We start from the raw sequence: 12,141 nt of genomic DNA, 5'->3' as shown, positions 1-12,141 counted from the left end.
GAAAGAAAATCAACAAATTCTTAATGGTTAGATTTCTGGGCTTGATTTCATGGTTAAAAGTACGGCTTTGGGACAGTTTTTAAAGCTTGGAATCGCGTACTTTTGCAAGAAGAGCGCCTAATGGGCAAAGAAGGCCGAAACTATAGCCCAATAGTATTAGCTTCCGCCGATGCGGGCCAAAGCTTGTCCATTCGCAGCTACTTGCGAAATGCCGGCTAAATCCGATTGATCCTCACATTTGTCCCATCAACCGCGCGGCATCTGCCTAGCATGATATCGAGAGCGAGCAAACCTTCGGAGGGAAATGCCGGCTTTGCAACTGCAATTACTTCGTTGCCGTGCCGTCCGCCCTTAATTAGCAAGTTGTGGATGACCTGAAATGCCTCATAGAAGCATTGCTCAAGCGGCGGCGACCACGCGATTACGGCCACCCGTTTTTGCCTCGTAAAGCGCTAGGTCCGCCTGCTTCATCAACTGCCCTGGAGTGAGGATGGAGGAGATCCGCGACGAAATGCCGAAGGACGCCGTGACGTTCAGTTCCTGCCCCGTTGACTTCAGCAGGAACGGTACCGTCTCGACCACCGAGCGCAGTCGCTCCGCGACGGCTGCCGCCACTTCGGGCGAGGTATCCGGCATAACCACTACGAATTCCTCGCCGCCGTATCGGCAGGCCAGATCGGCACCACGGACGGTGGAGCGGATGCGCCTTGCAAACTCCCGCAGCACATCATCCCCCGCATCATGGCCATAGGTGTCGTTGACCTGCTTGAAGCGATCGATATCGGTGATCAGCACCGATAGCGGACGACCTCGCGCCATCGAGCGATTGAAGAGCGTGCTGAGGTGATTATCCAGGTAGCGGCGGTTGCTGAGCCCGGTCAGCGGATCGGTCACGGCAAGCTCGATCGTTTGCTTCACGCTCGCGCGCAGGCGATCATTGTAACGCTTGCGGCGCATCTGCGTCAGGCTGCGCGCCACCAGCTCATTGGGATCGACCGGCCGGACGATATAGTCGTTGACGCCGAGTTCCAGGGCCCGGATCACCATGTCGTCGTCGCCCTGCTCGGTGATGATCAGGATCGGTAGAAAGCGCGTGCGCTCGAGCGAACGAAGCTGCGAGCACAGGCGCAGCGGATCGTAGTTGTCGAAATTGGCGTTGACGATAACCAGTTCAAAGGGGGTTTCCGACGCTTCGAAGAGTGCCGCCTGCGGATCCGAGATTGCCGAGACATCGGCGATGGGCTTCAGCGCCTTGATGATGCGTTCCTGCGAATTGGCGCGTCCGTCGACCAGCAGCACCTGGCCCGATTCGTCGCCCCGCCCCTCGCCGGTTCGCAGCAGTTCATCGATCCCCATGGTCTGCGCTGTTTCGGCGCGAATGCGCAATTCGTCGCTGAGCGTCTTCAGCCGCAACAGGCTCTTCACCCGGGAAATCAGCTGAAGGTCATTGACCGGTTTGGTGAGAAAATCGTCTGCGCCGGCTTTCAGACCACGCACGCGATCGGCCGACTGATCCAAGGCCGTCACCATGACGACAGGTATGTGCGAGGTCTTGGAATTGGCCTTCAGGCGCTCGCAGACCTCGAAGCCGTCCATCCCCGGCATCATGATATCAAGAAGGACAAGATCGACCTGGTTGCGCTCGCATATTGCGAGGGCCTGATAGCCGTCGCCGGCGGTCAAGACATCGAAATACTCCGCGACTAGCCGCGCCTCGAGCAACTTGACGTTGGCCGGAATGTCATCAACCACGAGAATGCGCGCAGTCATAGGCTTCTTTCCGATGCGTCAGGCATCGCCCAAATAGGTCTTGATCGTCTCAATGAATTTAGGAACGGAAATGGGTTTGGAGACATAGGCCTCGCAGCCGCCCTGGCGTATGCGTTCCTCGTCACCTTTCATGGCAAATGCTGTAACGGCGATAACAGGAATGACGTGCAGGTCGTCGTCTTCCTTCAGCCATTTAGTAACCTCGAGACCAGAAACCTCGGGGAGTTGGATATCCATCAAAATCAGATCGGGCCGGTATTTGCGCGCGAGGTCGAGCGCTTCCATGCCGTTTCGGGTCTGAATCGTCGTGTAGCCGGACGCCTCGATGAGGTCGCGAAAGAGCTTCATGTTGAGCTCGTTATCTTCTACAATCATCACCTGCTTGGGCATGACACGCGTCCTACGTCCGTTCCGGTACCGCTTCCCCGCATGAAGAAGACTTCTGCGATGGCATGGTTCCATAGAACCGATGGCGGCACACTATCGCTATTTGGTTGAAAAATAGGTAACTTACCCAGAAAAATGCAAAGCAACTTCAAGACTTCGAAACAACTCGCGGCCGATCCGCAGCAGACTGCGATCTCCGTTCTTGCCTGGCTTGCCAACGATCCGGATCTGTTCGGTCGTTTTCTCGCATTGACCGGTGTTGAACCGGCCCAGGTGCGCCACGTGGTCAGCGATCCCGGCTTCCTTTCCGGCATGATGGATTTTGTCATGCAGCACGAGCCGACGGCGATGGCCTTCTGCCAAGCGACCGGCACCGCGCCCGACGCATTGAATGCGGCATGGCTGCACTTTTCGCCGCCGGGACTTGGCTCGGGAGAATTTTGAGCATGGATATTGCTACCAACGTCAGCCAGGTGCGCCTCGGCGACCGGCCTTTGGTTGTCTGCGACATCGACGAAGTGGTTCTCGAGTTCCTCACTCCCTTCACCGCTTTCCTGCGCTCGCACAGCTACGACCTCCTGCCGCGGTCGTTCCGCCTCTACGGTAATATCGTCTCTCTGCTTGACGGCAGCGAGCTGGACAGGGACGCCGTCGATTCGTTCGAGGAAATGTTCTTCGCGAACCAGCACCTCTGGCAGAAACCGGCGGAAAAAGCCGTTGAAACACTGCAGTCGCTTTCGGCCGACGCCGACATCGTCTTCCTGACCGCGATGCCACCTCGGCACCACGGTATCCGGCGCGAATTTCTCAATCAGCTCGACCTCTCGTTCGACCTGATCGCCACCGAAGAGCTCAAGGGGCCCGTCGTCGCAAGGCTGCATGATGGCCGAAGCCTGCCAGTCGCCTTCATCGATGATATGCAACGCAATCTCCTTTCCGTTGCCGATCATGTGCCTAAGTGCTTGCTCCTGACCATGATGGCCAACGCGGATTTCAAGCCGTTCGCGCCACCGCCCGTTGGAAGCATCGTCGCCGCCGCCGGCTGGGACCATGCCGCAGAATTGCTGAGGGCGCATTTCTCGGCAGAGGTCTCAAGGGCTCAAGTCCAGCCGCATGAGCGGTCGGCCATCCTTTCGTCTGGCCACGGTTTCAAATCCAGCCGCATCGAAGATCGCGGTTGATCCAATACAGAGCGTCACCGACTTCGATTGCTTGACGTGGTCAATCGGACAGCCCTCGAGGTAGCGGGCACCGTGGCGCCGCGCATGGTCGATCGCACCGGCAAGCAGTTGATGGCTGAGCCCCTGCCCCCGCAAATGCGATGTCAGGAAGAAACAACTCACCGCCCAGAACGACGGATCGTGCGCATCACCCTCTTCCATCGGTCGGGACACCGTCCGCGACGAGTTGAATTGCGGTACGTCGTGCCTTGGCCCGACCTGAACCCAGGCGACCGGTTCCTCATCGGCATAGGCCAGAATACCTGGCGGCGGCCCGACAGCGATCCTGCCAAGCATGTGCGATTTTCGCTCGTCCGGCCTCATCTTCGTCCGCACGGCATGAGGCAAGCGAAGCGCGACACACCAGCAATCATAAAACGCCCCGCGGGGACCGAAGAGCCGTTCGAAGTCACCCCACCGGTCTGCTGTCACCGGCTCGAAACGGAGATCGATATCCAATGCAAACCTCCCAGCCTCTCTTGAGACTCGAAAGTTTAGAGGCTAATGTTGCGATGTTCAATCTTTGTTCTCATCATGACACTTGCCTACGCCAAGACACCCGGCTTCTGTCGCGACTGCCTTGCCGAGCAGAAGGCCGAAACGCGCCGTTGTGTGGCGTGCGGAAGCCCTCGCCTTGTGCGGCACAAGGAGCTATACGACCTGACGCTGGCGCATATCGATTGCGACGCCTTCTATGCAGCGATCGAGAAGCGTGACAATCCCGAGCTTGCCGACAAGCCCGTCATCATCGGCGGCGGCAAGCGCGGGGTGGTCTCGACCGCCTGCTATATTGCGCGGATCCACGGCGTTCGTTCTGCAATGCCGATGTTCAAGGCTCTGGAGGCCTGCCCCCAGGCAGTTGTCATCCGGCCCGACATGGAAAAATACGTGAAGGTCGGACGCGAGGTCCGCACCTTGATGCAGGAACTGACCCCGCTCGTTCAGCCGCTTTCGATCGACGAGGCGTTTCTGGAACTCGGCGGCACCGAGCGGCTGCATCACGATCCGCCGGCGCGCACGCTTGCCAAGTTCGTCCAGCGTATCGAGAAGGAGATCGGCATAACCATCTCCGTTGGCCTCTCCTACTGCAAGTTTCTCGCCAAAGTCGCGTCCGACCTTCAGAAACCTCGCGGCTTCTCGGTCATTGGCCGCGAGGAAGCGGTTTCGTTCCTGGCGCCGCGGCCGGTGACAACGATCTGGGGCGTCGGCAAGGCGTTTTCAGCCACGCTGGAGGCCGATGGCATCCGGACGATTGGCCAGTTGCAGACGATGGAGGAAAATGACCTGATGCGCCGATATGGCAGCATCGGGCAGCGGCTCGCGCGTCTTTCTCGCGGCATCGACGACCGCGAAGTGCATCTGAACGACGCGGCGAAGAGCGTCTCGTCCGAAACGACCTTCTTCGACGATATATCCCGCCATGACGAGCTCGTTCCGATCCTCCGGAGTCTTTCGGAAAAGGTCTCCTGGCGGCTGAAGAAAGATGATATCGCCGGCCAGACCGTGGTTCTCAAAATGAAGACGGCGGACTTCAAGCTGCGCACCCGCAATCGCAAGCTCGAAGACCCGACCCAGCTTGCCGACCGCATCTTCCGTACCGGGCTGGACCTGCTGGGGAAGGAAACGGACGGCACGAAGTTTCGCCTCATCGGGATCGGCGTCACCGACCTTTGCGACCCCGCGCGCGCAGATCCGCCCGACCTTATCGATGAGCAATCGGGTCGTAGGGCCGCAGCCGAAGCGGCAATGGACAAGTTGCGCGACAAGTTCGGCAAAGGCACCGTCCAGACCGGATATACGTTTGGCGGCAAGCGCGATCACTAATACGTGAGGCTGCCTCAGGCTTCCTTATATCAAGTTTTCCTTAAGCTTCACCGACTAGGCTTCGGCTTCAAGTATTGCGTATCGGTTGAGTCATATGTTGTCGCGTCTCGTTTTTGGCCTCGGCTTGCTGTCGGCCACCGCGCTCGTGCATCCCGCTCTCGCGGCGGATGCACGCACGCTGCAGATCTTCGTATCGAAGGATGCGCAGTCGCTCACGCTCTACGACGGCACAGAGGTCGTGGCTACCTCGAAGGTTTCTACGGGGAAGCCGGGCCATACGACGCCGAGCGGCATCTTTTCCGTCATCGAGAAGCAGAGATATCACGAATCCAACATCTATTCGGCTGCGCCGATGCCGTTCATGCAGCGGCTGACCTGGTCTGGCATCGCGCTTCACGAGTCGAATTCCGTGCCGCGCTACCCAGCATCGCATGGCTGCGTCCGGATGCCGGCAGCCTTCGCCAAGCAGCTCTACAAGATGACGGCGATGGGCGTTCCGGTTGTCATTACCGACGCGGAAGTAACGCCGGAACCGATCGATCACCCAACGCTCTTCCGGCCGGATATGCCGGAGCCGCCAGCACTGCTTTCCGACGCTTCGCTGAGGCCGACGATCGGGCAGGCTCCGGTTCAGGTCGCCATGAACGACGTCGCGCCACCGTCTGCACAAATGCCGGCGGCGACGGCTCCCGCGAACGACACACCGATCCGTATTCTCATTACGCGCCGCAGTCTGCGCGAGGAGATCATCGACCTTCAGACATATCTCAACGAGCTCGGATTTGCCGCGGGTGAACCGGATGGCCTCCTCGGGTCGGCAACGCTTCAGGCAATCAGTCATTTCAAGTTGCAGCATCCAGTCGAGCCGACCAACGACAAGTCACCGGCAAGTGACGCGCTCGTTAAGGCGGTCTATGCCGCGGCGGGCAAGGGAGCGCCGCCGAACGGCGTCATCATGGTTCGCCAAGGCTTCCAGCCGGTTCTTGAAGCGCCGATCTCGATCGAGAACCCGGGTCTTGCCCTCGGCACTCATTTCTTCTCTGTCCACAACGTCGATTTCGAAACCGGCTCGGCGGACTGGATGGGGGCGACGCTTCCCAACACACTCGCCCGCGCGACCATGAACCGGCTCGGCATTAGCAGCCTGGAAAGCTCGATCATATCAGGCACGCCGATCGCCAATGCTCTGAGCCGTATCGATATTCCTGAGGAGGCGCGGCGGAAGATCGACGCCATGCTGACCACCGGCTCGACGTTGACAATCTCAGACACCGGCATCGGTCCCGAGACCGGCGAAGGAACCGACTTCATCACCCTTACAAGGGGCTGACGTCAGACGAGCTCGACGTCGATGACGCCGGGCGCTGCACGCAGTGCGGCAGCAATCTCAGGCGTGATGCGATATTTCTGCGGAAGCTCGACTTCCACCTCGCGCTTGCCTTCCTCCTTGATTACGATGAAGGAGACTAGGCCATCGCCCTTGGCATTGAGGTGTGCCGCGACGGCACGAAGCGGCCCGGAATCGCGCACGTAGACGCGCAGGGCCTTCTGCATCTGCAGAGACTTCTCCTCAAGCGATTGTATCGTCTGCAAGCGAAGGCCGATGCCTTCCGGCCGTTCCTCCCCCGTTGCCGTAATGACGAAGGACTTCCCGGGCTCCAACACATCACGATACTGGTTCAACATCTCGGAGAATAGGACGGCTTCGAACTGCCCAGAGGAGTCGGAGAACACGATGATGCCCATCTTGTTGCCGGTCCTGGTCTTGCGCTCCTGCTTGGAAATGACGGTGCCCGCAAGGCGGCCGTTGCTCGCTCCCTGCTTCACTGCGGCCGAAAACTCCGCAAAGGTCTGAACGCGCATCTTCTGCAGAATGCTCTGGTAGCTATCGAGCGGATGCGCCGTCAGATAGAAGCCAAGGACCTGAAACTCCTTGAGCAGCTTCTCCGAGGCCAGCCACGGCGAAAACGGCGGCAGCGAGATTTTCTCAGGCTCTGACGAAAGGGCGCTGCCGAAGATATCCGATTGGCCGCTCAGCTTGTTTTCCTGCGCACGCTGGGCGTAGCCCATGATGCGGTCGAGGCCGCCCGCCAGTTGCGCGCGGTCGAGCCCGAAGCAATCGAAAGCACCGGCGAAAATCAGGCTTTCCAGCACGCGGCGATTCACCTGTCGCGGATCAATGCGCAGGCAGAAATCCTCAAGGCTCGCGAATGGGGTGCCACCGCGGACCTCCACGATATGATCGACAGCCGATTCGCCGACCCCCTTCAGCGCCGCCAGCGCGTAGTAGATCCTGTTGTCGCCGGTCTCGAAATGGCGGAACGAGGTCTGTACCGAAGGAGGGATTACCTCGATGTCGAGACGCCTGGCGTCCTGGCGGAAGTCGTTGACCTTTTCGGTGTTCGACATATCGAGCGTCATCGACGCGGCGAGGAACTCGACCGGATAATGCGCCTTCATATAGGCGGTCTGGTAGGAAACGATCGCGTAAGCGGCGGCGTGAGACTTGTTGAAACCGTAGTTGGCGAACTTGGCGAGCAGGTCGAAGATCACATCGGCTTGCGGCTTATTCACGCCGTTCTTGACGGCGCCATCGACGAAGCGCTCGCGCTGCTGGTCCATCTCCGCCTTGATCTTCTTACCCATGGCGCGACGCAGAAGGTCGGCTTCACCGAGCGAGTAGCCCGACAGGACCTGGGCGATCTGCATCACCTGCTCCTGGTAGACGATAACCCCCTGCGTTTCCTTCAGCAGGTAGTCGATCGTCGGATGGATCGACTCGATCTCTTCCTCGCCGTGCTTGCGGGCATTGTAGACCGGGATGTTTTCCATCGGGCCCGGGCGATAAAGCGCCACGAGTGCGATGATGTCCTCGATGCAGTCCGGCTTCATGCCGATCAGCGCCTTGCGCATGCCCGCACTTTCAACCTGGAACACGCCGACCGTTTCGCCGCGCGAGAGCATCTCGTAGGTCAGCTTATCGTCCAGCGGGATCGAGGCAAGATCGACCTTGATGCCACGCTTGGCGACGAAATCGACGGCGACCTTCAACGTGGTCAGCGTCTTCAGCCCGAGGAAGTCGAACTTGACGAGTCCGGCCTGCTCGACCCACTTCATGTTGAACTGGGTGACAGGCATGTCGGAACGCGGATCGCGGTACATCGGCACGAGCTTCGACAGCGGGCGGTCGCCGATGACGATACCGGCAGCGTGGGTCGATGCGTGGCGGTAGAGACCTTCAATTTTCTGGGCGATATCGAGCAGGCGGGCGACGACCGGCTCCTTGTCGGCTTCCTCCTGCAGCTTCGGCTCTTCCTCGATAGCCTTCGACAGCGGCGTCGGGTTGGCCGGGTTGTTCGGCACCAGCTTACAGATCTTGTCGACCTGACCGTAGGGCATCTCCAGCACACGGCCGACGTCGCGCAGTGCTGCGCGGGCCTGCAGCGAACCGAAGGTGATGATCTGCGCGACCTGTTCGCGGCCGTACTTGCGCTGCACATAACGGATCACCTCTTCGCGGCGGTCCTGGCAGAAGTCGATATCGAAGTCCGGCATCGAGACGCGTTCCGGGTTGAGGAAGCGTTCGAAGAGCAGCGAGAAACGCAGCGGATCAACGTCAGTGATGGTCAGCGCGTAGGCGACGAGCGAGCCCGCACCCGAGCCACGGCCCGGGCCGACGGGGATGTCATGCTGCTTTGCCCATTTGATGAAGTCCGAAACGATGAGGAAGTAGCCCGGGAATTTCATGCGCTCGATGACGCTGAGTTCGAATTCCAGGCGTTCGCGGTAGTCCTTCTCGTCATAGCCGGGCGACATGCCGAGTGTGGCCAGGCGACTATCCAGCCCCTCCACGGCTTGACGACGCAGTTCGAGCGCCTCTTCGCGTTCCGCTTCCTCGGGATCGGCCGTCGCGCCGGTGAAGCGCGGCAAGATCGGCTTGCGCGTCTTCAGGATGAACGAGCAGCGCCGCGCGATCTCGACGGTGTTTTCCAAGGCCTCCGGCAGGTCCGCGAACAGCTTGGCCATTTCGGCGCGGCTCTTCAGGTAGTGATCGGGTGTCAGGCGGAACCGGGTATCATCCGAGACAATGGCGTTGTGCGCGACGGCCATCAGGGCGTCATGCGCATCATAGTCGTCACGGGTCGGGAAAAAGGCTTCGTTGGTGGCGACCAACGGCAGGTCGTGCTCATAAGCAAGGCCAATGAGTTTCTGCTCATGGCGCTTGTCATAAGTGCCGTGCCGCTGCAGCTCCACATAGAGCCGGTCCCCGAAATGGCGCTTCAGCAGCAGGAGGCGTGCTTCCGCCTGGGCGGCATGCCCGTCCTTCAGTGCCATGTCGATCGGTCCCGTCAAGGCGCCGGTCAAAGCGATCAGGCCGTCGGTGCCGGTCTCCTCGAGCCAGGAGGCCCGAATGTGGATCGATTGACCGTTGCCCTCGCCGCCGAGATAGGCGCGGCTGACAACATCCACCAGCCGCTCGTAACCAGCATCGGTGGCCGCCAGGAGCACCAGCGACGGCAGCTTGACGAGCGCCTGCTGGCCGCCGCGCCGTTCCGTCTCCAGGCCGTCTTCCATGTCAATCGAGACCTGGCAGCCGATGATCGGCTGAAGGCCCTCCTCCATCGCCTTCTGTGAGAATTCGAGGGCGACGAACAGGTTGTTGGTGTCGGTGATCGCTATGGCCGGCTGGCTGTCCCCCGACGCCTTGTGGAGAATTTTCTTAAGCGGCAGCGCACCTTCAAGGAGCGAATAGGCCGAGTGGACCCGAAGGTGAACGAAGCCCGGCGTACCACCGATGAAACCGCCTTCCGCGTCTTTCTCCGCACCCGCCATGACATGCCTTCCGATCACCTGAATCAATCAGGTCTATTCTCAGCATTGAGGGGTTGATGTCCAGACAAGGGCTGCGCTCGGACCGCATGGCAGCCATGCGGTCCCCGGAATTCTTACATTGCCATGCAGATAAGCGAGAAGCTGGCAACGAACATTGCGATGGAGGTGAATGCTGCGATATCACGGATCAAGTCAGTCATTTGGCTCTCCTGTTCTCTTATGTTTCCAATTTGTTCCGCTATTGTTCTATTGTCAACAGGATTCTTTTCCGTTTTGCTGGCCGCATGACGATGGGAGAAAAGCATGTTTAAGTTTGTATTAATTGCTGGATTGGCTCTATCGGCGGCGTTTACCGCTCAAGCCGAGCAAATCGATCCTACACGGATCGTCGACGCGGCGACGGGGGATTGGGATGGCGATGGGCGTGCGGACCTCGCGCTGCTGGTTGCTCCCGAGGAGAGCGCCAGCGATGATCAAATCGGCATCTACCTCTATCTTCGTGACAGCGACCACGAACTTCTGCGGCTTTCGCTGGCCGCACCAAACAAGATCTGGGGCAGCACCAATGCTGACGGCGTCTTCGGACAGGAACCGTCGTTGAAAGCCGTCGGCAAATCCTCCATCGCCATACACTCACAGAACAGCACCATCGGGCGCGATCGCTGGGACCAGACGCTGACAGTGGCCTATCGGAACAAGCAGTTCGTCGTTGCCGGCTATACCTACAACCACTACGACACGCTCGACCCCAATTCCGCCGGCTCCTGCGACTACAATGCACTGACGGGCAAGCTGCAGAAGGATGGCAAGGACGTCAAAGCCGAGCCACATGTCCTCCCGATCGCTGAATGGAACGACGACACCGGACAAACGATCTGCGGACAGTGAGGTTTGTTCTTCGTTTGTTCTTTACAATTTGATACCGTTGTTGAGGCGCCGTCGAGCGGAGGAACGCTATGGATATTGTCGCATTGAACAGTTTCATCGTGGAGGCGAAGGCCAATACCTATGTCGGTGGCGGAAGCCTTGCACCCGCCTGCCGGACGGGATCGCGGGACATCGGTTATCAGCGCGGCACCTGGCGCTATCTCGACAGTTATTTCGGCGGCACTGATTTCGCCGGGCAAGAAGTGGTCTGGCTGGAGAGCGAACCGGTCTGGGCGATGAACTACTTCGGACGCATCATCGAGCATTCGCTGATCGACGGAGAGCGGGCGGGGACGGTGATTAAAGCTGCACTGTCAAAAATGTATGCGGAATATCGGCGCTTCCTCGGCGGCATGGAATTCGAGCACACCTTCGGTTTCTATGCCGATCAAAGCATAGGCGACTGCAGCCATTTCAGCGGTCGTGAAGTGATCGTCGTGAACGAGCGTAGAGCCTACGAATTGGACTACCGTGGCGGTCTCATCCACCCCTGATCAGAAATCCACGACCTTGCCGTCGGCGATCGTCACGCGGCGGTCCATGCGCCCGGCGAGTTCGTGATTGTGGGTCGCGATCAGCGCCGCCAGGCCTGATTGGCGCACCAGCGCTTCAAGCGCGTCAAAGACATAGCTTGCCGTTTCAGGATCAAGGTTGCCAGTCGGCTCGTCCGCCAGCAACAGGCTGGGCGCATTCGCGACGGCACGCGCAATCGCCACACGCTGCTGTTCGCCACCGGAAAGCTCTCCGGGGCGATGCGCGCCGCGGTGGCCGATGCGCATATAGTCGAGCAACTGACCAGCCCGCTCCTTCGCTTCCTTGCGCGGGAGACCGGCGATCATCTGCGGCATCATGATGTTCTCCATCGCAGAGAATTCCGGCAGCAGGTGATGAAACTGGTAGACGAAGCCGATTTCGCTGCGGCGAATCGCGGTGCGCTTATCGTCCGGCAAGCCGTCGCAGGCCTTTCCGTTGATGATCACCTCGCCGCCATCGGGGTGCTCAAGCAGGCCGGCAATATGTAGAAGCGTCGACTTGCCTGTGCCTGACGGCGCGACGAGGGCTACGATTTCGCCGCTGTTCAGAATGAAGTCCGCACCCTTGAGGATCGAGAGCAGCGTCTCGCCCTGGCCGTAGTGGCGCTCGACACCGGAAAGCTTGAGAACGGTATTCCGCTTCATGA

General features: G+C 59.6%; 11 protein-coding genes. 6 read left to right on the top strand and 5 right to left on the bottom strand.

Features of this window, described 5'->3' with window-relative positions; translation table 11 throughout:
- Positions 1-399: 399 nt before the first annotated feature.
- Positions 400-1,770, bottom strand: a complete 1,371-nt coding sequence (locus tag RHIBUN_RS0113605; protein WP_025659968.1) for a PleD family two-component system response regulator — start codon at positions 1,768-1,770, stop codon at positions 400-402.
- Between the two features lie 18 nt (positions 1,771-1,788).
- Complete coding sequence (locus RHIBUN_RS0113600; protein WP_007531841.1) at positions 1,789-2,160, bottom strand: response regulator; 372 nt, start codon at positions 2,158-2,160, stop codon at positions 1,789-1,791.
- A gap of 132 nt (positions 2,161-2,292) precedes the next feature.
- Here RHIBUN_RS0113600 and RHIBUN_RS0113595 point away from each other — a divergent pair, with 132 nt between their 5' ends.
- Together RHIBUN_RS0113595 and RHIBUN_RS0113590 are read left to right on the top strand one after the other, a co-directional pair.
- On the top strand, positions 2,293-2,601 hold the full coding sequence (locus RHIBUN_RS0113595) for a DUF3572 domain-containing protein (protein WP_025659967.1): 309 nt from the start codon (positions 2,293-2,295) through the stop codon (positions 2,599-2,601).
- 2 nt (positions 2,602-2,603) lie between these two features.
- The gene (locus tag RHIBUN_RS0113590) at positions 2,604-3,338 is read left to right on the top strand and encodes a hypothetical protein (RefSeq protein ID WP_025659966.1); all 735 of its coding nucleotides are present in this window, start codon (positions 2,604-2,606) and stop codon (positions 3,336-3,338) included.
- Here the strand turns inward: RHIBUN_RS0113590 and RHIBUN_RS0113585 are convergent.
- The gene (locus RHIBUN_RS0113585) at positions 3,249-3,836 is read right to left on the bottom strand and encodes a GNAT family N-acetyltransferase (RefSeq protein ID WP_025659965.1); all 588 of its coding nucleotides are present in this window, start codon (positions 3,834-3,836) and stop codon (positions 3,249-3,251) included. The two genes, RHIBUN_RS0113590 and RHIBUN_RS0113585, sit on opposite strands and share 90 nt — an antisense overlap.
- Before the next feature lie 75 nt (positions 3,837-3,911).
- Between RHIBUN_RS0113585 and RHIBUN_RS0113580 the strand changes: the two genes are divergently transcribed.
- Both RHIBUN_RS0113580 and RHIBUN_RS0113575 read left to right on the top strand, forming a co-directional pair.
- Complete coding sequence (locus RHIBUN_RS0113580; RefSeq protein WP_025659964.1) at positions 3,912-5,201, top strand: DNA polymerase IV; 1,290 nt, start codon at positions 3,912-3,914, stop codon at positions 5,199-5,201.
- A 94-nt stretch (positions 5,202-5,295) separates the two neighbouring features.
- Positions 5,296-6,531: a L,D-transpeptidase family protein gene (locus RHIBUN_RS0113575; protein ID WP_025659963.1), complete on the top strand. Its 1,236-nt coding sequence runs from the start codon at positions 5,296-5,298 to the stop codon at positions 6,529-6,531.
- A gap of 2 nt (positions 6,532-6,533) precedes the next feature.
- On the opposite strand, the gene dnaE is transcribed toward RHIBUN_RS0113575, so the two are convergent.
- Entirely contained in the window at positions 6,534-10,034 is a 3,501-nt protein-coding gene (gene dnaE / locus RHIBUN_RS0113570; RefSeq protein ID WP_025659962.1) for a DNA polymerase III subunit alpha, read from the bottom strand.
- 303 nt (positions 10,035-10,337) lie between these two features.
- Between dnaE and RHIBUN_RS0113560 the strand changes: the two genes are divergently transcribed.
- Both RHIBUN_RS0113560 and RHIBUN_RS0113555 read left to right on the top strand, forming a co-directional pair.
- Positions 10,338-10,922 carry a hypothetical protein gene (locus tag RHIBUN_RS0113560; RefSeq protein ID WP_025659961.1) on the top strand — a complete coding sequence of 195 codons (585 nt, stop codon included), beginning with the start codon at positions 10,338-10,340 and terminating at the stop codon, positions 10,920-10,922.
- A 68-nt stretch (positions 10,923-10,990) separates the two neighbouring features.
- The gene (locus RHIBUN_RS0113555; protein WP_025659960.1) at positions 10,991-11,455 is read left to right on the top strand and encodes a DUF5680 domain-containing protein; all 465 of its coding nucleotides are present in this window, start codon (positions 10,991-10,993) and stop codon (positions 11,453-11,455) included.
- Here the strand turns inward: RHIBUN_RS0113555 and RHIBUN_RS0113550 are convergent, their stop codons facing one another.
- A complete protein-coding gene (locus tag RHIBUN_RS0113550; protein WP_025659959.1) occupies positions 11,456-12,139 on the bottom strand; it encodes an ABC transporter ATP-binding protein in 684 nt (227 codons plus the stop codon). It abuts the gene before it with no gap.
- Positions 12,140-12,141 lie beyond the last annotated feature (2 nt).

Origin of the sequence: Rhizobium sp. IBUN (genome assembly GCF_000510625.1) — a bacterium.
GTDB lineage: Bacteria > Pseudomonadota > Alphaproteobacteria > Rhizobiales > Rhizobiaceae > Rhizobium > Rhizobium altiplani.
The sequence above is the reverse complement of the archived record's forward strand: the minus strand, read 5'-3'. Positions and strand labels throughout refer to the sequence as shown.

Coding starts and splice junctions, on each gene's coding strand:
- RHIBUN_RS0113605 (WP_025659968.1), bottom strand. CDS start 1,770: ATGACTGCGCGCATTCTCGTGGTTGATGACATTCCGGCCAACGTCAAG.
- RHIBUN_RS0113600 (WP_007531841.1), bottom strand. CDS start 2,160: ATGCCCAAGCAGGTGATGATTGTAGAAGATAACGAGCTCAACATGAAG.
- RHIBUN_RS0113595 (WP_025659967.1), top strand. CDS start 2,293: ATGCAAAGCAACTTCAAGACTTCGAAACAACTCGCGGCCGATCCGCAG.
- RHIBUN_RS0113590 (WP_025659966.1), top strand. CDS start 2,604: ATGGATATTGCTACCAACGTCAGCCAGGTGCGCCTCGGCGACCGGCCT.
- RHIBUN_RS0113580 (WP_025659964.1), top strand. CDS start 3,912: ATGACACTTGCCTACGCCAAGACACCCGGCTTCTGTCGCGACTGCCTT.
- RHIBUN_RS0113575 (WP_025659963.1), top strand. CDS start 5,296: ATGTTGTCGCGTCTCGTTTTTGGCCTCGGCTTGCTGTCGGCCACCGCG.
- dnaE (WP_025659962.1), bottom strand. CDS start 10,034: ATGGCGGGTGCGGAGAAAGACGCGGAAGGCGGTTTCATCGGTGGTACG.
- RHIBUN_RS0113560 (WP_025659961.1), top strand. CDS start 10,338: ATGTTTAAGTTTGTATTAATTGCTGGATTGGCTCTATCGGCGGCGTTT.
- RHIBUN_RS0113555 (WP_025659960.1), top strand. CDS start 10,991: ATGGATATTGTCGCATTGAACAGTTTCATCGTGGAGGCGAAGGCCAAT.
- RHIBUN_RS0113550 (WP_025659959.1), bottom strand. CDS start 12,139: ATGAAGCGGAATACCGTTCTCAAGCTTTCCGGTGTCGAGCGCCACTAC.